The 20730-nt window shown below is 62.9% G+C and carries 19 protein-coding genes and 2 pseudogenes; 5 read left to right on the plus strand and 16 right to left on the minus strand.

Going from position 1 to position 20730, the window contains the following annotated elements:
- Positions 1-310 precede the first annotated feature (310 nt).
- The 3 genes from GV044_RS16460 to GV044_RS16470 are packed head-to-tail and all read right to left on the minus strand — an operon-like array spanning position 311 to position 3201.
- The gene (locus GV044_RS16460; RefSeq protein WP_159872879.1) at positions 311-1378 is read right to left on the minus strand and encodes an ion channel; all 1068 of its coding nucleotides are present in this window, start codon (positions 1376-1378) and stop codon (positions 311-313) included.
- A gap of 24 nt (positions 1379-1402) precedes the next feature.
- Positions 1403-1990, minus strand: coding sequence for a hypothetical protein (locus GV044_RS16465; protein WP_159872881.1), 588 nt, complete (start codon positions 1988-1990; stop codon positions 1403-1405).
- Positions 1991-2025: 35 nt separating this feature from the next.
- Positions 2026-3201 (minus strand): zinc-dependent alcohol dehydrogenase, encoded by a 1176-nt coding sequence (locus GV044_RS16470; protein ID WP_159872883.1) that lies wholly within the window; start codon positions 3199-3201, stop codon positions 2026-2028.
- Between the two features lie 129 nt (positions 3202-3330).
- Between GV044_RS16470 and GV044_RS16475 the strand changes: the two genes are divergently transcribed.
- The 4 genes from GV044_RS16475 to GV044_RS16490 all read left to right on the plus strand — a co-directional run bounded on the left by GV044_RS16475 (position 3331) and on the right by GV044_RS16490 (position 9516).
- Positions 3331-5565, plus strand: coding sequence for a PAS domain S-box protein (locus tag GV044_RS16475; protein WP_159872885.1), 2235 nt, complete (start codon positions 3331-3333; stop codon positions 5563-5565).
- 50 nt (positions 5566-5615) lie between these two features.
- Positions 5616-6275, plus strand: coding sequence for a sensor histidine kinase (locus tag GV044_RS16480; RefSeq protein ID WP_159872887.1), 660 nt, complete (start codon positions 5616-5618; stop codon positions 6273-6275).
- A 386-nt stretch (positions 6276-6661) separates the two neighbouring features.
- Positions 6662-7648, plus strand: coding sequence for a GlxA family transcriptional regulator (locus tag GV044_RS16485; RefSeq protein ID WP_159872889.1), 987 nt, complete (start codon positions 6662-6664; stop codon positions 7646-7648).
- A 140-nt stretch (positions 7649-7788) separates the two neighbouring features.
- On the plus strand, positions 7789-9516 hold the full coding sequence (locus GV044_RS16490; protein WP_159872891.1) for a bifunctional diguanylate cyclase/phosphodiesterase: 1728 nt from the start codon (positions 7789-7791) through the stop codon (positions 9514-9516).
- A 149-nt stretch (positions 9517-9665) separates the two neighbouring features.
- On the opposite strand, the pseudogene GV044_RS16495 reads toward GV044_RS16490, so the two are convergent.
- From GV044_RS16495 to GV044_RS16530, 8 genes and pseudogenes are all read right to left on the minus strand, one after another.
- A pseudogene (locus GV044_RS16495) lies at positions 9666-10242 on the minus strand (tyrosine-type recombinase/integrase).
- 219 nt (positions 10243-10461) lie between these two features.
- Positions 10462-11073, minus strand: coding sequence for a hypothetical protein (locus GV044_RS16500; protein WP_159872893.1), 612 nt, complete (start codon positions 11071-11073; stop codon positions 10462-10464).
- Between the two features lie 386 nt (positions 11074-11459).
- Entirely contained in the window at positions 11460-11681 is a 222-nt protein-coding gene (locus GV044_RS16505; protein WP_201299141.1) for a DUF2798 domain-containing protein, read from the minus strand.
- Positions 11682-11830: 149 nt separating this feature from the next.
- The gene (locus tag GV044_RS16510; RefSeq protein ID WP_159872895.1) at positions 11831-12856 is read right to left on the minus strand and encodes an alpha/beta fold hydrolase; all 1026 of its coding nucleotides are present in this window, start codon (positions 12854-12856) and stop codon (positions 11831-11833) included.
- Between the two features lie 61 nt (positions 12857-12917).
- A complete protein-coding gene (locus GV044_RS16515) occupies positions 12918-13385 on the minus strand; it encodes an organic hydroperoxide resistance protein (protein ID WP_236555037.1) in 468 nt (155 codons plus the stop codon).
- 11 nt (positions 13386-13396) lie between these two features.
- Positions 13397-14131, minus strand: a complete 735-nt coding sequence (locus GV044_RS16520; RefSeq protein WP_201299142.1) for a hypothetical protein — start codon at positions 14129-14131, stop codon at positions 13397-13399.
- On the minus strand, positions 14128-15378 hold the full coding sequence (locus GV044_RS16525) for an epoxide hydrolase family protein (RefSeq protein ID WP_159872907.1): 1251 nt from the start codon (positions 15376-15378) through the stop codon (positions 14128-14130). Before GV044_RS16525 ends, GV044_RS16520 begins: the two co-directional genes overlap by 4 nt.
- A 102-nt stretch (positions 15379-15480) precedes the next feature.
- Positions 15481-16293, minus strand: coding sequence for an SDR family oxidoreductase (locus tag GV044_RS16530; RefSeq protein WP_159872897.1), 813 nt, complete (start codon positions 16291-16293; stop codon positions 15481-15483).
- A 122-nt stretch (positions 16294-16415) separates the two neighbouring features.
- Here GV044_RS16530 and GV044_RS16535 point away from each other — a divergent pair, with 122 nt between their 5' ends.
- Positions 16416-17378, plus strand: a complete 963-nt coding sequence (locus tag GV044_RS16535) for a GlxA family transcriptional regulator (protein WP_236555038.1) — start codon at positions 16416-16418, stop codon at positions 17376-17378.
- A gap of 82 nt (positions 17379-17460) precedes the next feature.
- Here GV044_RS16535 and GV044_RS16540 read toward each other — a convergent pair.
- From GV044_RS16540 to GV044_RS22290, 5 genes and pseudogenes are all read right to left on the minus strand, one after another.
- Positions 17461-17602: pseudogene (locus GV044_RS16540) on the minus strand (peptide-methionine (S)-S-oxide reductase); the annotation flags it as partial.
- Positions 17603-17648: 46 nt separating this feature from the next.
- A complete protein-coding gene (gene msrB, locus GV044_RS16545; protein ID WP_159872899.1) occupies positions 17649-18161 on the minus strand; it encodes a peptide-methionine (R)-S-oxide reductase MsrB in 513 nt (170 codons plus the stop codon).
- Positions 18162-18183: 22 nt separating this feature from the next.
- Positions 18184-18582 (minus strand): cupin domain-containing protein, encoded by a 399-nt coding sequence (locus GV044_RS16550; protein ID WP_236555039.1) that lies wholly within the window; start codon positions 18580-18582, stop codon positions 18184-18186.
- A 66-nt stretch (positions 18583-18648) separates the two neighbouring features.
- Positions 18649-19950 carry an epoxide hydrolase family protein gene (locus tag GV044_RS16555; protein ID WP_159872901.1) on the minus strand — a complete coding sequence of 434 codons (1302 nt, stop codon included), beginning with the start codon at positions 19948-19950 and terminating at the stop codon, positions 18649-18651.
- A gap of 588 nt (positions 19951-20538) precedes the next feature.
- A partial coding sequence (locus tag GV044_RS22290) for a hypothetical protein (RefSeq protein ID WP_236555040.1) occupies positions 20539-20730 on the minus strand: 192 nt, incomplete at its 5' end.

Here is a 20730-nt window from a genome sequence, read left to right on the forward strand (position 1 = left end):
GTCATGAACCTTGGAAGGATCGCCCGCGAAGCTCCATCATGCGGCGGCATATGCCGACCGCGAAGACGACCATGCTCCCGGCAACGGCATCTCCAAAGCCCTCTTGCAACCGACGCGATTAGACGACAAGCGTCCGTAGATGGGGAGCGCGCGTCAGCGGACCGCAGGGATCGTGTTCAATCTCGGTCCGCTGCAAGGAGCGAATACGGCCCGAAGACTCGGCCTTGTTGCTGAGCCGTGCGGAGAGTCACGCCCTTGTTCATCAGAAGGCCCGGCGGAAGCTTGTCCATCGATTCGCAGACCCTCGAGATCAAAAGGGTGCCCAGCGGCGTTGGATCTCATCTGTGTCGTATCCCAACTCCAAAGCCACGCGGCGGATAAGTGGATCCCACCCGCTGCGCTGCTCGGCGTATGCAGCGTTGTCCGGCTGGATCGTGATGCCCGCACCGCGCATCGTTGCGAGAGCGGCGGCATAGCTCTCTTCATAGCTCGGACCGTGTCCTGTTGCGCGTTCGTCGTCGGAGTTGGGAAAATGCCGGTCCAGGGTCTGCAACAAGAGCAGGGCGCATCGGCGCAGCGCTCCGACGGACGCGGCGCGTACGAGGGTTCCGTACTTGTGCTGATCAAGCGAAGTGTCGATCAAGGTCGTGAGATCGAGCAGCACGAAGCTGAACCGCGACACCGCATACCGCGGCTCGGAAAAGCGGAAATAGAACAACAGCGGGTAGAAGTGGTGCGCTTCCTTGATCGTGGCGAGCGAGCGCGCAAGATTGCTCAGCTCGCTGGTGGCGTCGCTGAAGTCGCCACCCGGGCCAAGCCGGGCCAGCATTTCGGCAGCGTCTCCCTTTCCGCCTGTCAGCAGGTCGACATTCAGCGCCAGCGCATTGCGCTCCTGAAGGGCGGAATAGACCTGGACCAGGTAGCTCAACACCAGCGACAAAACCGAGGCGCCGATCAGCGAGTTGAGGAGGAATAACAGCCTCGTGTCGGAAGTGTGCGGCGAATAGTCGCCTCCGCCCACGATCGACAGGCTGCTACCCGCGACCAGCAGCGCGGTGACGAAGTCTGTGGGCGTGTCCCCGCTGCTCGGTCGGATCGCGGTGCCAAGTTCCGGGCGGATGACGAGCGCGGCACCGGCGGTAAGCCCGAGCGCCCAGAACCCGATCAACGCGACGACGATGAGCGGTCCCGCAAAGGACAGGACCGCAGAGCGCCGGCGGCCGAACGGTCGTGAGATGGCTTTGATCAGGGCCCAAATTAGTCGGTTCCAGCGCGGTGCCAGGACGCCCGTGCCGGCTCTTGCGTAGAGCACGGTCAGGAAGATGTCGGCGAGGAAGAGCAGCATCAGCACCGCCCCGCCGATTTGCTCGAGAGTCATGGCCGTGCCTCGATGCGCCTGCTGCTACGCAACCATCCCGGGCAGCGCGTCCGCGACCGTCCCTTCTGCCCGATAGTCCGGCGGGATCGCGAAGTCGCGCCGGGCCAATCCACGCGAGGCCTGCGCACCCTGCGGAAAGCCGCCACGGTCGGAGTAGTCGCGCCGGGAGTTCGGGGCGCGACGGTGCGCCGCCTTCACGCCGAGGTAGGCGACGACGTCGAGCACGGTGATCCCGATCACCAGGGCGGTGGCGACGGCCGCGTTGCCGCGCTTCGGGTTGCCGGGACGAAGTGCGATTGCAAGCGTTGCGAGATCAAGCGCATCGCCTGCGATCCGCGACGCCAGGCCGGCCGGCTTGTCGACCGACAGCGTCGGCACCGCGCTTGCAAGCTCGCGCACGCCGTAGGCGCGGATTAGGCCCGTTTTGTGGCCGAGCCCGAGCTTGCGGCCGATCCGGCCGGGCACCAGCACCTCGGCAAGGCCAAGGCCGATCGAGAACCACCCGAGAAAGCGAGACAGTCTGTCCGGGGCAGTAAGCGAGCTTGGACCCTTGTGCTGGACCCGCGGGTCTCCTTTCGAGCGGGCGATATGCGTGACGTTGGTGAGTGGCATGATGACACCTTTTCGTACTGAAGGTCGGACTGGGTTCAGGGGCGAAGCATGACCTTGATGCAGCCGTCGGCCTTGTCGCGGAACGTGCGGTACATCTCGGGACCTTGCGAGAGGTCGACCTTGTGGGTGATCACGAAGGAGGGATCGATCTGGTCATCCTCGATCCGGCGGAGCAGGTCCTCGGTCCAGCGGGGCACATGCGCCTGCGCCATGCGGAAGGTCAGCCCCTTGTTCATCGCCTGGCCCATCGGGATCTTGTCGACAAGGCCGGTATAGACGCCGATGATCGAGATGACCCCGGCTGGCCGGCAGACATAGATCATCTCGCGCAGCACGTGCGGGCGGTCGCTCTCGGCCATGACCATTTGCTTGGCGCGGTCCAGCAGCGTGTCGGGCTGCCCGGCGCTCACGTGGCTCTCGGCGCCGACCGCGTCGATGCACTTGTGCGGTCCCTCGCCGCCGGTTAGCTCGTTGAGGCGCTCGACGACGCTTTCCTCCTCGAAGTTGAGAGTGATCGCGCCGGCGGCGGCAGCCATCGACAAGCGCTCAGGCAGGCAATCGATGGCGATCACCTTCTCGGCGCCGAGTAGGATCGCCGAGCGGATCGTCATCTGGCCGACGGGACCACAGCCCCACACCGCGACGGTGTCGCCGGGCTGGATATCGGCCTGTACCGCGGCCTGCCAGCCGGTCGGCAGGATATCGGACAGAAACAGCAGCTTCTCATCGTCGATGCCGTCCGGGACCTTGATGTGGGTGGTGTCAGCAAACGGTACGCGCAGGTATTCGGCCTGACCTCCCGGGTAGCCGCCGGTCAGGTGCGTGTAGCCGAACAGGCCGGCGGTGCGATGGCCGAACGTCTTATCGCCAAGCTGACCCTTCCTGTTGGTGCGCTGACACACCGAGAAGTTGCCGCGACGGCACTGGTCGCACTCACCACACTGGATGGTGAAGGGGATGACGACACGGTCACCGACCGCGAGCTTGTCCTTCGAGGCGCTGCCGACTTCGACCACTTCGCCCATGGTCTCGTGGCCCAGGATGTCGCCGGGCAACATGGCCGGGATCAGGTTGTGAAACAGGTGGAGATCGGAGCCGCAGATTGCGCAACTCGTCACCTTGATGATCGCATCGCGGGGATGCTCGATTGAGGGATCCGATACCGTGTCGTAGCGGACGTCTTCCTTGCCGTGCCAAACCAGCGCCTTCATGAAATCCTCCTTGGCTGCACCGCGACCTAACCGGTCATCGATGCTGTCAGGCACCCGGACGATCACTAGGGAACCATCCGAGCACTCCAGGACTCGCCGGAGAACCGGCAGCCTTGGAGGGGCGGACGGATGGCGGCCGATACACCAAGAACGGACAAGCAGGCGCGTCGCGAGCAGCAGACGCTGCTGACGTCCGTGCTGGATCACCTGCCGCTGGGCGTGGGCGTCTACGACCGCCACGGAGATCTGATCCACTCTAACCAGCGTCTGCGCGACTATGTCGGGTTGACGGCGTTGCCTTCGCGACAGAAGGAGAATGCGGCACGATGGCTTTCCTTCGATGAGAGCGGACACCAACTCGAACCTGCCTCCTATCCCGGCGCGCGAGCACTGCGCGGTGAGAGGGTCGTGCCGGGGATCGACTTCCTATACAGCCCGGACAATGCACCTGCACGCTGGATGCGGGTCAGCGCGGTCCCGCTGGAGCACCGCAGTGACTCGGACGCTGGGGTGATCGTGGTCGTCCAGAACGTGGACGATCTGAAACGCGCGGCGGAACGGATCGCACAGGCGGGCGCCGTGCTTGCCACTCAGACGCGGTTTCTAGACACCACACTCTCGTCCTTGCCGGACTTCGTGTACGCTTTTGACCGGCAACACCGGTTTGCCTACGCCAACCAGGCGATGCTCGCGCTGTTCGGGCTGACAGCGAACCAGATGATCGGCAAGACATTCGCCGAACTCGATTACCCTGCCGAACTGGCCGAACGGCTTAACGGTCACATCGACCGCATCTTCACTGACGGTTCGACCGTCGAAGACGAGGTCTTTTTCAAAAGCCCGATCGGGTACGAAGCGTACTTCGCATTCAATTGGGGGCCGGTTCGGGGCGATGACGGCCAAGTCGAATTGGTTGTGGGCGCATCGCGGGATACGAGCGAGCGTCGTACCTTCGAAGAGGCGCTGGCGAGGAACGAAGCGCGGCTACGCGCCGCCACCGAGCTCGTCGGCCTTGGAATCTACTCGTGGGATCCAGTTACAGGCGCGCTCGAGTGGGACGATCGCGTGCGCGCTATGTGGGGGCTGCCGCCTGACGCTGCCGTCGATATGGATGTCTATGAGGCAGGGATCCATCCGGAGGATCTCGCCAAGGTTCGCAGCGCCATCGTCGCTTGTATCGATCCTGCGGGCGATGGGCGCTACCGCATCGAATATCGGGTGACCGGTCGGAGCGATGGTGTCACGCGCTACATAGCAACTTCCGGCCAGACGACCTTCGAGAATGGACGGGCGGTAGGCTTCATCGGCGCTGCCATCGACGTCACTGACCAGCGCAGGGCCGAAGCCATGATCCGCGCTAGCGAAGCGCAGTTCCGCGGCTTTGCCGAGCACAGCAGCAACCTTATCTGGGTGGGGGACCCGACTGCCGGCACGATCGTCTATCGCAGCGCCGCTTATGAAAGGATTTGGGGCCAGCCGCGCGGAGAGGCGGCAATCACCGTGTCCGACTGGATGAAGGATGTTCATCCCGACGACCGGCAGCAAGTCGAACATGCTCTTGCCAGTGCGAAGGCCGGCGAGGTGGCGCAATTCGAGTACCGTATCATCCGTCCAGTTGACGGCTCGATACGCTGGCTTCGCGACACTAGTTTTCCGATTCCGGACGAGAATGGTGCCGTGACCCGGATCGGCGGCATTACGGAGGATATGACGCAAGACGATGTCCACCAAGTCTATGTCGTCAGCGCCAGGCCGGCACAGGCGCGCCAGCTTGCCGCCGCCGTTCGCGCGCTCGGCTATCGGGCCCGGACGTTCGAGAGCGCCGCTGCCTTTCTCGACATCGCGCCGGTGCTCGCGCCGGGCTGTGTGCTGGTCGATCTGCGTAAGGCCAGAGAGGACGGACTGACGATCCCACGTGAACTCAAGGCGCGGGCGCTGGCTCTACCGACGATCGCAGTAGACACTCCGGGCGCCAGCACGGCGGCCGTGGTGACGGTGATGAAGGCGGGCGTGATCGACTATCTCGTCGCCGCCGACGACGATGCCTTTCGTGCAACGCTTGTCGCGGCAATGGCGGACTGCCGTAGCGCACCGCGGCAACCTGCAACCGATCAGACCGGCGCTGCTCGGGTCGCAAGGCTGACGCCGCGTGAACGCGAAGTGCTGGCAGGGCTGGTGAACGGCGGGACCAACAAGTCGATCGCTCGCGCTCTCGGGATCAGCCCTCGCACGGTGGAACTGCATCGCGCCCAGGTCATGAGCCGGCTGAACGCGGCCAACTTGACCGAGCTGCTACAGGTGGCCTTAAGCGCTGGCATGTCTCCATCCAGCGGCAACACGCGGGGCCCGAATAAGACTACATAGGTATCGTCCGGATGCAGGCTGGGGGGCGCTGGGCGCAGGACAATTTTGCCATGACATCGATCTTGCCCTCTCCCGCCCGCGCCACCCGAAGCGCTCTTGGACCATGCCGGGAAAGCGACCTGCTGCTGCGGGAGATGGCGCATCGCAGCGTCAATGATCTTCAACTCGTCGTGAGCCTGCTTGCTATCCAGAGCCGCCGCACTGCAAACATCGAGGCGCGACAGGCATTGGCCGACGCTATGCACCGTGTCGCCATACTGGCAGATGCCCGTTCGTGCCTGCTCAGAGGGGGGCTACCGTCCCTGGAAACAGCGCTGCGGGCGGTGGCCGATGCGCTCAGCAGCCAGGCCGAGCCGCGTGGCATCGTACTTACGCTCGAATTGGCTTGCCGTGCGTCGGGGCTATCGTCGATCCAAATCGCTACCTTGGCTCTCGTCGTCAATGAATTAGCGACCAACGCGATCAAGCATGCCTTCGACGAGAATCGCGGTGGTCAAGTGACCATTTTCGTGAGGCGCCTTGACGAGCTTACCGTGTGCGTCGGGGTTGACGACGATGGTCGACCGTTTCCAGAGACCGACGTTTGTCGCCGCAACCGAATGGGGCTCGGCCTGGCGAGGCGGCTGGTGGACTCGGTAGGTGGCTTACTCATCTTGCCCCCGAGCGGATCGAAATCGATCGAGGTTAGGGTGCCGGCGCACGAATACTGAGAAGTCATCTTCACGTTGTTTATGACAAGATTTGATAACGCTCTACGAGATCGCAGCCGCGCAGCTAACTAGCGAGTGCGAGGTAGTAAAAACGGACACATGGCCGGGATAGCGCCGTGGAGGGTAACGGCTGCCCTCGCGCCTGTCCGTCACCCATCGATGGTCGTTCTTCGTCGGACGGAACCATCTATTGCGAACCGCGAGTCCGAACTCAAGCAGCAGCGGATCGAAACGATAGCGCGCCGAGACCCTCGGCACGGCCGGGCGGCGTTGAGCGTTACGTGATCACATGAGGGCGATTGAGCGCCGCGCGTCCGCCGTGCAGGCCTTATGCTTGGACAGGTAATGAGAACCGTTGTGGGCGTACATACACAAGGAGGTCAGAAATGAGTGACCAGCCGCCCCGAAATGTAGTCATCTTCGGACCCGAGGACGTTCACGCGCTGGAGATCGCCAGCGTCATGGACACCTTCAACGAGGCGAATGCCGAGGCGAGTGCGACGCTCTACGCCATGACTTTCGTTTCCGAGCGGCGCGACACCATTCGCTGCGCATCGGGCCTCCGGATCGTTCCCGATCAATCGATCTTGGAGCCCGTTCCGGAGATCGATACGCTCCTCGTCGCTGGAAGCTACGGGGTTCCCGGTGAACCGTCGGACGCAGTGATCACTTGGTTGCGGGAACGATGCGCCTTGGCGCGGCGCTTTGGCTCGGTCTGCACTGGCACCTTCCTGCTCGGAGCTGCGGGCCTGATCGACGGACGCGAGGTCACCACCCACTGGTACTATGCGGACGCGCTGCGATCTCGGATCCCGGCCGCGCGTGTCGACGCGGACCGGATCTTTATTCGTGAGGGTCCGCTGTTCACCTCCGCCGGCGTTTCTGCCTGCATCGATTTGGCCTTGTCGCTGATCGAAGAGGACCATGGTCGCGATCTCGCGGTGTCAGTCGCGCGGCACCTCGTCATGTACCTCAAGCGCCCGGGCGGCCAGTCGCAGTACAGCGTGCCACTCGCGGCGCAGGCGCGCACGCAATCACCAATCGCTCGTCTTCAAGCCTGGATCATCGATTATCCCGACCAAGATCTGAGCGTCGCGGCGCTTGCGAGCAGGGTGGCCATGAGCCCCCGCAACTTTACACGTGTGTTCCGGAGCGAGACTGGCCTCAGCCCCGCCACTTTCGTCGAGCAAGTGCGCATCGACAAGGCTCGGCGCATGCTCGAACTTACGTCGCTGCCGCTGGACCAGGTGGCGAGGCTGAGCGGGTTGGGCACAGCGGGATCGGCGCGGCGCATTTTTCTGCGTCGCCTCGGGATTTCGCTCCGACAGTACCGTGATCGGTTCAAGCTTGGGAACACGGCCGCCAGCGACTGATTGTCCGCAAGTGCGCGATCTTTGGCGGGATCTGTGCACGTACCCCGGTTGTTCGGACGATCAGGCCGGGCCATTACCCGCGGCTAACTGGCACTGTCCCTCCATTTGGGAGCTGCCCTCACCGACTGCCGAGCCGAACCTTGCCTTTTGCGTCGCTAATTGTCCCACTGCTGTCTCGATCGCGTAATCCGCGCCGCTCAGCGCACGCTGAGTGGCGGTCGAGGGCGATTGTCGATTGCGCACAGGAGGGCATCCTCGTCGCTGACATCTGCGCGCCCGACGCGCCGATCGTCTACGTCAACCGCGCCTTCGAAGCGATCACCGGCTATTCGTGCGATGAGGCAGTTGGCAAGAACTGCCGTTATCTGCAAGGCAGCGATCACCTGCAGCCCGAGATCGGGGTCATGCGACACGCGCTGAAAGCGGGCGTCGCCACTCAGGTTCGGCTGCGCAACTACCGCAAGGATGGATCGCTGTTCTGGAACGAGCTACACCTTGTTCCGCTTGGTGAAGCCAGCTCACCCACACATTACGTCGGCTTCATCCGCGACGTCACTGAGCAGATCGAAACGACCGCGCGGCTAAGAGAGATGCTGAACAAGGACCAGCTGACCGGGTGTCTGAACCGGGATGGACTGCTCGCCAGGTTGGAGCCGCTGCGCCCGCACCGGCTGCTTTTGATCAAGGTTGATGTCGCGCATTTTCATGACATCAATAGCGGGTATGGCTATGACTTGGGCGACGCCCTCCTGTGCGAAATCGGGCGGCGATTGGCCGTGCTGGACGCCGAGGCAGTCGCCCGCGTCGGCAACGACCAGTTCGCAGTGGTCTTCGCTTTGCGCGAGGAGGCGGAACCGACAAAATACCTCGCTAGAATCGCGGAACGTCTAGCTGCCCGGTTCGACCTGCCAGGCGCGGCGCTCACGGTGCGGTTTGCCACCGGCTACGCCGTAGGCGATCCTGGCGATGATCCGGTCATGCTGGTGCGTCAGGCCGGCGCGGCAATGGCGCAGTCGAATGCATCCCAATTGCGGACGCCGTGCGCATTCTCTTTGAGTGCCGAACAGCAGGCCTTTAATCGCATCCGGCTAACAGCCGAGATCCAGCAGGGGATCTCCGCCGACGAGTTCACGTACCATTACCAGCCGAAGATCGATCTCCAGACAGGCGACTTTGTCGGCGCCGAGGCGCTGCTGCGTTGGCGGCACGGGCTGTTCGGGCTCCAGGCGCCCGACACCTTCATTCGTCTCGCTGAGGACACCGGCCTCATCCTCGACATCGGCGCGCGCGGCTTTCGCAAGATTGCGCACTTTGCGGCGCGTGTTAACCGCTCGCGTAGTCGACCGCTGCGCTTCGCAATCAACGTCTCGGCAATCGAATTTACGCATCGCGATATGGTCGCCTTCATCAGTGAAGTTCTTGAGGAGACGGGCGCAGACCCGTCCTGGCTGACGCTCGAGCTCACCGAGCGCCTAATTGCGACGGACTCGCATGACATGCTGACGATCTTCCACCGCGTCCGCGAGCTTGGGGTCGGTTTGTCGATCGACGATTTCGGCACCGAGTATTCGAGCCTACGTTACCTGGAGCGATTTCCAGTGACCGAGGTCAAGATCGACAGAAGCTTCATTTCGAATTTGCAGCACCATTCGTTGAAGCGGATCATCGTTGGCGCGGTTATCGAGCTCGGGGCCGAGCTCGGTATCGACATCGTGGCAGAGGGCATCGAGCAGGAGGGGGAACGCGCGATGCTGCGGTCGATGAACTGCAAGTTAGGCCAGGGGCATCTGTTCAGCCCGCCTCTCAGCGAAGAGCACTTTGCCGTGCTTGCCCGCGACGGCATTCTTCCCCTAAAGGGCAGGAACTGACCAAAAAAAGCGATCGTAGTCAGATGATGCCGGGATTGATGGCAATGTCCCAGCTCTTGTGCCCACTTTGTCACTGGACACGGGAGCCGGTGCGGTCAAATCGTGGTGTTCTCAGCGAGAGCAAGTGCGTCTTCCACGTCAATTCCGAGCTAACAAACGGTATTGTCGATCTTGCTATGGCCGAGAAGGATCTGAACGGCACGGAGGTTGCCGGTTGCCCGTTAGATGATCGATGCCTTCGTCCGCCTCAGCGAGTGGGTACCATACTCAATACGCACTAGGCCCACCGCTGTGACCCAGTCATCGACAAGTCTGGCGTACTGGCGCGTGCTAAGGTCCGTAATGGTTGACCCTGCTAGGAAAGACCTAGTCTTCGATGGTGCCACCTCGTCGATCAAGCCATGCGAGGAGGCTTGCCCGCGTGTCTGCGAGAAGCTCGAACTGAACAGGGCGACCTGTTTTCTGCTGGATCACGGTGGCCCGCGTTCGGATTTGCCCGCCGCTAACGAGATCGCCGATTTTCGGCTGAACCAGGTCGCAGCCTCGGAGCTTGCTGTCGATCGCGAGGTCAAACAGCGCCCCATCTCGCAAGCGGCGTTGCTGATTAAGGTAGAAGCGGATCTCCCAGATCTGCTTCGGCTTCAGAGCGCGTTTTGCCCCGACGGGTCTACCCGCGTTCCAGACCGGACACTTGATGGCGACTATCTCCGTCTCTCGCTTTTCCATGATCATTCTCCAACGGCCGTAACGGCCTTTTGAAGAACGCGGCAGCCTCGCCCTGTGAAGGCTCCTGTCGACCACACCAAGACGTTCTCCCTGATCCGCTCGATCGACGAGTGCCGGCAGGAGTTGCCGTTCGAGTCTCACAATTTGCCGGGCGGCGGGTGACCAAAGTCGGTCGTGGAGTAGATTGCTATCTCGAAACTGGCCCCTCGCGCTTTGCGATCAATGTAGCCATCGGCGTGATAATGTTAACAGCCGCAGACCAAGCAGGATCGACCAAGTTGCGAACAGAGCAAATCCAGGAAATCCGAACAATCCCAAGCCGATATGAAATCGCACGTTGTTTCCATATGCCCTCGGCCCTTCCGAAAAGACGGCAAGGCCTCCGTTGAAAATGAAGTTTAGTCCCACGCCAAGCAGACCGACGCCCGCGACAGCACCCCAGATTCTCATCCATTTGGGCAACGCCATTGGATTGGCCCGGTTGATAGCTATGAGCCATGCGCCAACCAGGCCCATCGGCAGCATGAATAGTATGTCGGAGATGGCGACGTCCACCATTGCTATCAAACGAAGAACACCCACGGCGCCCAACGCAACGACTCCCAGCATAGCCCAATGTCGGGCCACTCCATTCCGACCCACGTCCCAACGATAAAACCAAACCGCAACGGGAACCATCAGGAAGACCTGGGCGGCGGAACACAGAAACTGAGCAGTTAGGAGCAGTTGCCCTCTCGGCGCCACCGCGCCAGACTCCTCCATCTGCAGATCCGGCGACGTAATGTACGTGATCAGGCTTGCGAACGAGCAGATCCCAAGGAGGCCGCTCATGATAGCCAACCACTCGATTGAGCGAGGTAGCGTTTGGCTAATGTTCCTCGAGGGGGAAAGAGCCATCCTGTGTGCTCCAACTTGGACTGTGAGCAGACATAGCACTACCTCTGGGATAACAGCTATCCCGATCTGCCTCCTAGAGCCTGCCTGTCGGCACTCGACCAGAGTCGGTCGTTCAGATCAACCACCGTGGATGTCCGCTTCTGACAGAACCTGCCGAGGGACACCTCTTAGCGGACTGTCAGCTAGGCGCCCTAAACCGGTAGGTACCAGCCGTTTGAGCTCGACGGCAAAGCAGCCATACCCGCTGCCCTCCCTAGCTTCTTGGGCTTCGAAGGCGCCAAGCAGTAAACCGCTAGCGACCCGCCGATCTTGCCCACCGATCAGTTGATCAATTGATCGATTTTAGCTTGCAACGGCGGGGCCAAGAGCAGGATAGCGGGAATGGCGATCACGTATGCGAATCCCCAGGACCGGAGCCAGGCCGACAGAAAGCGATCTGAAAAACCGAGATTGAGAGCCAGAACCGCGAAGGAAATCAGCCCAGTTGTGATTACGCCCATTAGGAGCGCGAAAGCGATCTTTCGTTTCAGCTGAACCTGCACATGTTCCTCCCAGATTGCTGATGAATGAGCGGACTACCCAACGTCGAATGGCGAAGTGCCGGCTGAGCTCAGTTGTGGCGCTCATGGACTCGGGCTTGACGAAGCTAATCTTTCGCGAGTGGGACCGCTGAGACATCCGTCTGCGTGGCTCAGCCGACGTCCAAGACCGCCTGTGCGAACTCTCGCGGCGCTTCTTGCGGCAAGTTGTGGCCAATACCCCCACGGATCGTGCGATGCTCATACCGGGCGGCAAACTTGCGCTCATACGAACCCGGCTCCGGGTGCGGAGCACCATTGGCGTCACCCTCGAGCGTAATCGTTGGGACGTTAATGGCAGGAGAAGCGGCGAGTTTCGCCTCGACAGCGTCATACTTTCGCTCCCCCAGCGCGAGGCCGAGCCGCCAGCGATAATTGTCAATCACGATCGCGACGTGATCCGGATTGCCGAGTGCATCGGCAGAGCGAGCAAAAGTCGCTGCGTCGAATTTCCACGTCGGCGAGGCCGTCTCCCAGATCAGCCGTGCGAAGCCGCTTCGATCAGCCTCATATCCAAGGCGGCCGCGCTCCGTCGCAAAATAATACTGGTACCACCACGAGAGCTCGGCTTTGGGCGGAAGGGGCGCGCGGTTGGCACGCTGGCTGCCGATGAGATACCCGCTGACGGAGACGAGGGCCGTGACGCGCTCCGGCCAGAGGGCCGCGAGTATGCAGGCCGTCCGAGCGCCCCAGTCGCAGCCGGCGACGACCGCCTGCTGTATGCCGAGGGCTCCCAGCAGCGCAATGGCGTCGGACGCGAAGACCGACTGCTGGCCGTTACGCGGCGTGTCGCTGGACACAAAGCGAGTGGCGCCGAAGCCGCGCAAATAAGGAATTATCACTCGGCGACCGGCGGCGGCAAGGATCGGACCCCCTTCAACATAGGTGTGAATGTCGTAAGGCCAGCCGTGAAGAAGCAGGACCGGCGAGCCATCCGCCGGGCCTAGCTCCGCATAACTTACGCTCAGTCCGCCAGCCGTGATCTGCCGCAAGGGCGCGAACGATCGGGCAGTGGTTTGCACCTGCGAGGCGGCAGACTGAGCGCCAGCCGACGAGAGGTCGGCGAATGGGGCAGCGGCGACGCTTAACGCCGCGAGACCCAACAGGCGACGGCGCTCGGGATCGACTTCATGGTGCATCGGACCTCTCCTACGATCATCGCAGTCGTCCCGGTACGCCAACGCCCCGGGATCGGTCCGCCTAGGCAAGCACGGGGTCGGAAGTGTTCGCTGGCGCCTCCACCAGGTTAATCTCCACTTTGATGTTGCCGCGCGTCGCCTTCGAAAAGGGGCAGGTCTGGTGAGCAGCATCGACGATCGCGCGGGCGGTCTGGGCGTCAAGGCCTGGCAAGCTGACGTTGAGCCGGGCCTGCAGGAAGTAAGCGCCCTCCACCCGGCATAGGTCGACCTCTGCGTCGATCGCCAAGTCGTCGGGCAACTTCACGTGCATCGACTTGCCGGCGAGCGCCATCGCGCCCTCGAAGCAGGCAGACCAGCCTGCCGCGAACAGCTGCTCAGGATTGGTGCCGTTGCCGGGAGTGCCTGGCGACGACAGCGTGACCTCGAGCCGCCCGTCGGCGCTGCGCGAGGCGCCATCCCGGCCGCCAGTGGTGTGAGTTTTGGCGGTATACAGCACATGTTCGGAATCCATGATGATCTCCTTCTTCATAAGCGATGAACTTAGCGATAAGCGTAGTCGGACTGGTCCACCGCCACGATGTTGACGTCGGCTTGCAGCGAACCGTCGGGGTTGCGGGGGTAGACGCGCCGCCGGGTGGGAAGCTGGAAGCCATCGACCTCGACATAGTCGGACAGCATGTGTGCCGCATTCGTGCCCGCCCAGACGTCGACGTGATATTCGTGACGGCGAAGAAGGCCATTGTTTGCGAAATAGAAGTGCTGCTCGCGCGAATGGGTGTGCACGTCCGCCGGGAAGAGAGCGCTAATCCCGCGCAGGGTTTCGCCTTCATGCTCGATCGGTGCCAGATCGGTGACCCGGTAGCCGGGTTCGGCCAGGATGAACGGCGCTGAATGGTAGAGCCACATGGCATAGCCGTTGAAGTAGGCGAGGTGCAGCGGATCCCAGGGGGTGTCATAGCCGTGACCGGCGAAGGCGTCTCTCGGCTGGTCACGCTCTGCGATCACCGATCCATCGCTTGCGTCGATCACCACCCGTTCGGGAAGCCAGGTCATCGTCCAGTCGGGCTCGCCGAAGGGCGTCACCGACATCCACTGGCGGCGAAATTCAGTCGTCGCCGAGCGCGGGATCGGCGGCATCGCGACACCCTTGATGCCCCAAAGCTGTCCGCCCGACACGATGGTGGACGAGAGCCCCTCGAGCTTGCGCCAGCGATCGAGACCACCGTGCGCCTCCAGAGCTTCCGCGAGCAGCCGGTTTGCAGGTTGCCCGCTCATCGTTCGGTCTCGCGAAGCGGCCGGAAGGCCGCGCGGATTTCCTGGGCGAACAGCTCCGGCTGCTCCCAGGCTGCGAAGTGACCACCTCGCGTTAGTCGGTTGTAGTAGATGAGCTTCGGGAAGGCCTTTTCCGTCCAGCTTCGCGGTGCAGTGTAGATCTCGTCGGGGAACGCGCTCACCGCGACGGGGATGGTGACGCCCTTGGGTGCGAAGAAGGCGAGCTTGCTCTCCCAGAAGAGCCGCCCGGAGGAGATCCCCGTGCCGGTCAACCAGTAAAGGGTGACGTTATCCAGGATATCGTCGCGGGTAAGGCCTTCGGACTGCCCATTGAACACGCGACCGATGAGTTGCTGGCTGGCGGGGTCGTGGTCGAGCATCCACGCGGCAAGGCCGATCGGTGAGTCCTCTATCCCATAGAGGGTCTGCGGGCGGCTCCCCATTTCCTGTGCGTATCCAACCCGATGCTTGTAGAAGAACTCCAGTTGGTCCCAGGCGTATATTTCATCGCCGCTTAGTCCTGTCGGCGCAGGTCCGCCGGCGAGCGCCGCGGAGATGCCGTCCGGCAGGGTTCCAGGCATGTTGGTGTGGATCCCTAGCAACCCTGGGGGCTGCTGGAGAGCCATCTGCTCGTTGACGGCATCTCCCCAATCGCCGCCCTGCGCCACGTAACGCCGATAGCCAAGACGCGCCATCAGCGTGGCCCATGCACGGGCGACACGCTGGGGATCCCAGCCCAACTCTTCAGGTTTGGCGGAAAAGCCGTAACCGGGCAGCGAGGGGATGACGACATCGAACGCATCCGACGCGTTCCCGCGGTGGGCGGTCGGGTTGGCCAAGGGTTCGATGATCTTGAGTTGCTCGACGATGGAGCCCGGCCAGCCGTGGGTGATGATCACCGGCAGGGCGTTGCGGTTCTTGGACTTAACATGGATGAAATGGATGTCGACGCCGTCGATCTTGGTGACGAACTGCGGGAGTGCGTTGAGGCGGGCTTCGACAGGCCGCCAGTCATACTGGTTCGCCCAATAGTCCGCGAGCTTGTGCATCGTTTCGAGACGCACCCCTTGCGTGTCGTCTAGTACCAGCTCGCGACTGGGCCACCTGGTTGCCGCAACCCGCCGCTTGAGGTCTGCAAGGTCTGCATCGGATGCGTGGAAGCGGAAGGGGCGGATAGTGGAGTCGTTGGCAGTGGCTGTCGAAGTGCGAACCGCGGCCTGAGCGAAGGTGGGGGCCGCGGGGAGGACCATGCCCAATGTTAGGAGTGAGACAGAGACGGTCAGCAGGCGGCGGCGGACGGAAGCCAGGGACGAAGTCGGCACGGCTACTCTCCTTATCAGCAGGGATGAAGATCAGGCGGCGACCGCTGCTGGGCGATAGCGTCCCGCCGGAACAGCGTTGGAGAGATTGGGCACCAGTGCTGCGCGGGCCGCTTCGTAGGCAACCCAGTCCGCCACATCCAATAGCGCCGGGACAGTGACAGTCTCGCCCAGATCGAGCCCGGCCAGTGCGGCGTCGACCATGTCATCAGCGCGCATGGTGATCTCGGCAGGCACCACGGAGAGCGGCACGCCCGACCGATCCCAAAAGTCAGTTTTCGTGGCGCCGGGCAACACCGCCTGGACGCGCACTCCTTTATCGCCGAGCTCCGCATTCAGCGATGCGGTCAGCGCGATCACGTACGCCTTGCTGGCAGCATAGACGCCGTTCAGCAGGAACTCCGGCGCAAGCGCAACGACCGAGGCGATGTTGACGATCGTGCCAGCCCCTCGACCAAGGAAGCCGGGGACGGCGGCGTAAGCCAGCCGGGTAAGCGCCGTCACATTGATGTCGATCATGCGCTCCATCAGGTCGACGTCGGCTTGCCATGTCGGCACCGATGCGCCGATCCCGGCATTGTTGACCAGGAGCGTGACGCTGGCGTCCGTCCTGAGCACCGTCTCGACCCGCCCCAGCTCGGCTTTTTCGCCAAGATCGGCCGCGACAACCTCCACCGCGCGACCCGTCTGATCGGTTATGTGGGCAGCTAAAGCGTCGAGTCGTTGCCTATTGCGGGCAATCAGGACGAGGTTGTAGCCGCGCCGCGCCAGACGATCTGCGTAAATGGCGCCGATCCCTGAGGACGCGCCCGTGACGAGCGCGGTCCCTTTATTGTTACTAAACATAGTGCTGCGTCCTGTAGTTCAAGACAGCATAGCGCTGGCTGACAGACACATGTTAGAATTGCTGGTGCTGTCCTCCTAAGTCGTTTACACCTCGATTTAGGACAACCGATCGGAACTTCTCCGTGCAGCGCGTCGGGTTCATCGTCGTTCCGCAATTCCAAATGATGTCGCTCGCGGCAGCTTCGGTGTTCGAGTTTGCCAACATGAACAGCGACGAAGCACGCTACGAAATCAGCGTGCTGTCCGAGAACGGCAGTCGCGTCGCCTCGTCGCTTGGCATGATGATCGACACAGAGCGTGTGGGTGTGGATCGCTTCGATACGCTGATTATCGGCGGCGGGATCGGTCCGCCGAACGCAAGCGCCGGCCTGATTTCGTTCCTTCGCGAGGCGGCGAGCACTGCCCGGCGGCTCGCGGCGATCTGCAACGGGACGTTTCTACTCGCCGAAGCGGGGCTGCTCGACGGGCGGCGAGCGACCACGCACTGGAGGAACGCTCGCGAGCTTCAGACGCGCTTTCCGGCCGTTGAAGTCGAGGAAGATCGCATCTTCATCATCGACGGCTCGATCTGGACTTCGGCAGGGGCGACTGCGGGGATCGACCTGGCCCTGGCCATGGTCGAAAAGGACCTCGGCGTGGAGGTGGCGCGGCGTGTGGCCAAGTCATTGGTTGTCTATCACCGCCGAGCGGGCGGCCAATCTCAGCACTCGGCGCCGCTTGAGATCGCGCCCAAGTCCGATCGGGTCCAAAATGCGCTCGCTTATGCCAAGCAGAACCTGGCCAGCGTGCTGTCAGTCGAGCTGCTTGCGGACGCGGCTCATCTAAGCCCCCGCCAGTTCAGCCGAACTTTTCTCGCGGAGACCGGGCGCTCGCCGGCCAAGGCCGTCGAGCAGCTGCGGGTCGAGGAAGCGCGCCTGATGATGGAGCAGACTCGCCACTCCATGGACGAGATCGCCCGCGAAACGGGCTTCTCCGATCCCGAGCGAATGCGACGCGCGTTCCTGCGAGCTTTTGGTCAGCCGCCCCAGGCCATTCGCCGCAATGCGCGAGGGGGCGAGGTGGTTCTACTACCCAGTTTGCTGTGAGGTCGGCTTCGTGGGGCGAGAGCTCGAAGGCGGATGGCCGATGTCCGGCCAGTCGAAGTCCCGGGCCAGGGGCAGCGTCACAGGTCTGGCGCGGGTCGAAGACAATCTCGATCGCCTCGGCATGACCTTCGTGATTGCGATAGGTCGCGTTCCGCACCTGGTCACGGGTATATCCGACGCGGGTCGAGATCACTCCCCGGCAGCTTGCGGACCAACTCCTGCATTCCTCAGAAACATTCGCCTGCGAGAACCGCCCGCTCCCGGTCATGCTCAACCTCGATCTGACGACGCGATCTGCTCGGTTTCCAAGATCTGGCCTTCGGGCGCACCCCGGCCGAGCTTGTTGGGCAGCTGATCGCCAGTGGGCGTGAATTCGAGCGAGACCGAGTTGATGCAGTATCGTTCGCCGGTCGGCGGCGGGCCGTCGGGGAATACGTGGCCCTGGTGCGCTCCGCAGCGCGTGCAGACGATCTCGGTGCGGACCATGCCGTAGCTGCTATCGCGGATGTATTCGAGATGATCGGGGGCGAACGGCTGGGTGAAGCTCGGCCAGCCGGTGCCGCTCTCAAACTTGGTGCCGCCATGGAACAGCGGCAGGCCGCACAGCCGGCAGGTGTAGGCGCCGGGGCGTTTTTCGGTCAGGAACACGCCGCAGAACGGCGCCTCGGTGCCGTGCTCGAGGAGGACATTGCGCTCCTCGTCGCTCAGGCTGTCTTCAAGCCCGCGAAGGTCCGCCTCGGTCGGCGGGGTCAGATCGAACTGGAGCGTTGCGGTGTAGCCCATGACCGGTACCTTCGTTGGGCGCTCACTCAGCGAATTCGGTAAGCGGCTTGCCCTTTTCCAGCACGTAAGTGGCGAGTTCGCTCCCTTGTGTGGCGCCGAGATTCCTCGCCGAATGGAACGCGCCCGCCGGCACGAACAGCACGTCGCCGGCCGTAAGCCTCACCGGCGGTTGGTCCTCGGCCTGGTATTCGAGCGTGCCTTCGAGGACGTAGATGATCTCCTCGCCGGGATGGCGGTGCGCGGGAAAGCTCGCCCCCGGCGCGAAATCGACGCGCGCCTGGAGCACCTCGCGCCCGGCCAGGTTCAGGTCGTGGCGCTGGAGGTCGGTGCGTGTCGAGCCCGGCGGGCGCGGTGCCTGCGCCGAAAGGGCCATTGCACCTCCCAGTGCCAGCGCGATCGCTGCCAAAGTCTTGCTGTTCACGGTGGTTCTCCCCGAAGCCGAAAAGGGTGGGTGGCACCGGATGGCGCCGCCGGCGTGGTATTTCTTTCAGCGAACTGAGCTGAACCCGGCTCGCATCTCATCCACCAGATAGCCCGGCTGCTCGAAGGCGGCGAAGTGCCCGCCCTTCGGGAGCCGGTTGTAGTGGGTGAGCTGCGGATAGGCCCGCTGCGCCCAGCTCTCCGGCGCCTGGTTGAGCTCGTCGGGGAAGGCGCTGACCGCGGTTGGCACCCTCACTCCGATCGGCTCGAAGAAGTGCGCGTTGTTGCGCTCCATGCCGAAGCCCGCTGACGTGCGCGGCAGCGCTTCCCAGTACAGCCGCGCGCCGGAGATGGCGGTGTTGGTCAGCCATGCAATGGTGATATTGTCGAGCACGTCGTCGCGCGTCAGGCCCTCGTCCGCGCCGTCAAACGCGCGGGCAATCATCCGGTAGCTCGAGATATCGTGATCGAGGAACCAGGCGGCGAGCTCGACTGGCGAATCCGCGATCCCGTACAGCGTCTGCGGGCGCTGCCCCATCTGGTTGGCGTAGGCGACGCCGTGAGTGAAGAACAAGTCGAGCCGCTCGTAGGCCCAGCGTTCGTCGTTGCTAAGGCCGTCGGGCGGGCCTTTCCCGGAGCGAAGCGCCTCGAACACTTCGGGCGGCGCAGTCGACGCCATGTTGGTGTGGATCGCGACCAGTTCTGGCGGTGCGATTGCGCCCATGATCTCCGTGATCAGCGCGCCCCAGTCCCCGCCTTGTGCCGCGAACCGCGTATAGCCGAGGCGCTTCATGAGCGTGAGCCAGGCATTGACGATTCGCGGCGGATTCCAGCCGGCCTCCGGCGGCCTGGCGGAAAAACCGTAGCCGGGCAGCGATGGGATCACCACGTCGAATGCGTCGGCGGCGGAGCCGCCGTGGGCGGTCGGGTTGACCAGCGGATCGACGATCTTAAGCTGCTCGACAATCGAGCCCGGCCAGCCGTGCGTGATGATGACCGGAAGCGCGTCGGGATGCCTAGACCTTACGTGGATGAAGTGGACGTCGAGGCCATCGATCTCAGTGATGAAATTGGGCAAGGCGTTGAGCCGCGCTTCGCATTTGCGCCAGTCGTACTCGTCAGCCCAATAGGCGGCGAGCTTCTGCATGGTGGCCAGCTGTACACCCTGCGGGTCGTCGGGAACCGTCTCGCGATCGGGCCAGCGGGTCGCAAGAATCCGGCCCTTGAGGTCGGCGAGGTCCTGGTCGGAGGCGTGGAATTCGAACGGCCGGATCGACTGGTCGTCGCTAGACGGTAAGATGAACGAGCCGGGCCGATCCTCAGTCCGCGCGGCGATCGGCGCGGGCTCGCCAGGTGTAGGTGATGGCATCGGGATGGCGATGTCAGGCGATGGGGGGTGGTGGCTCCGGCCTGTGTCATGATCGGTTTCCTCGTACCGACGCGCGCGCAAGCATCCCGCTTGCGGACGGCAAGAGAGTCCGGCCGTCAGGGCCGGTGCTGTCATCTCGAAAGAGGGCCGAATGGCGGGTTTACATCGTCCGTCTGAGTATTCGACTCGGTCACGGGACGCCTCGAACTTAGCAGCCGGAATCGCCGTGTCATTGCCAATCACGTAACCTGTTGAGTCGGCTGGACGGCGCTTTATTGACACTGGACTTTTCTACGCTTCCTGACTTGGATTGCGGCTGCGGTGGGTCCGCTTTTCGCATCCTTGTGCCAGAACCAACCTGTCAGCAAACGGCCCAATCTCTTTCGTTCTGCGATGCCGATCGGGTAGATGCCGAATGTCTGCTGCTGGTCAGACCTGCCGTTCGACAAGTCGCGAGGGAACGGCAGGAATGTCCCAATTTTCGCCATTCCGGCGGCGCTGCTGGTCGGTCGCGGACCGATGAATGAATGTCGGAAGCTGGGAAAGCGGAAAGGCGCTGTGGATGTCGTCTTCTGGGTCGTGCGAGCGTCAGTTGCGGCGATAGTCGGGCACCGTTCTCGACCGACGCCAGTAATCATCCAAGCCGAGATCTCGAACCAGGCCGGCAAACCGAGCGTCACCGCGGAGCGGCGCGGTTGCCGGGTAGAACAGATAATGTGTGAGCCGATCCTTTCGGGCTAAATAGGAGCCCTGCGCGGCCGAGAAGCGAACGTCTGGGAC

Origin of the sequence: Novosphingobium sp. 9U (genome assembly GCF_902506425.1) — a bacterium.
In the GTDB taxonomy this organism is placed as follows: domain Bacteria; phylum Pseudomonadota; class Alphaproteobacteria; order Sphingomonadales; family Sphingomonadaceae; genus Novosphingobium.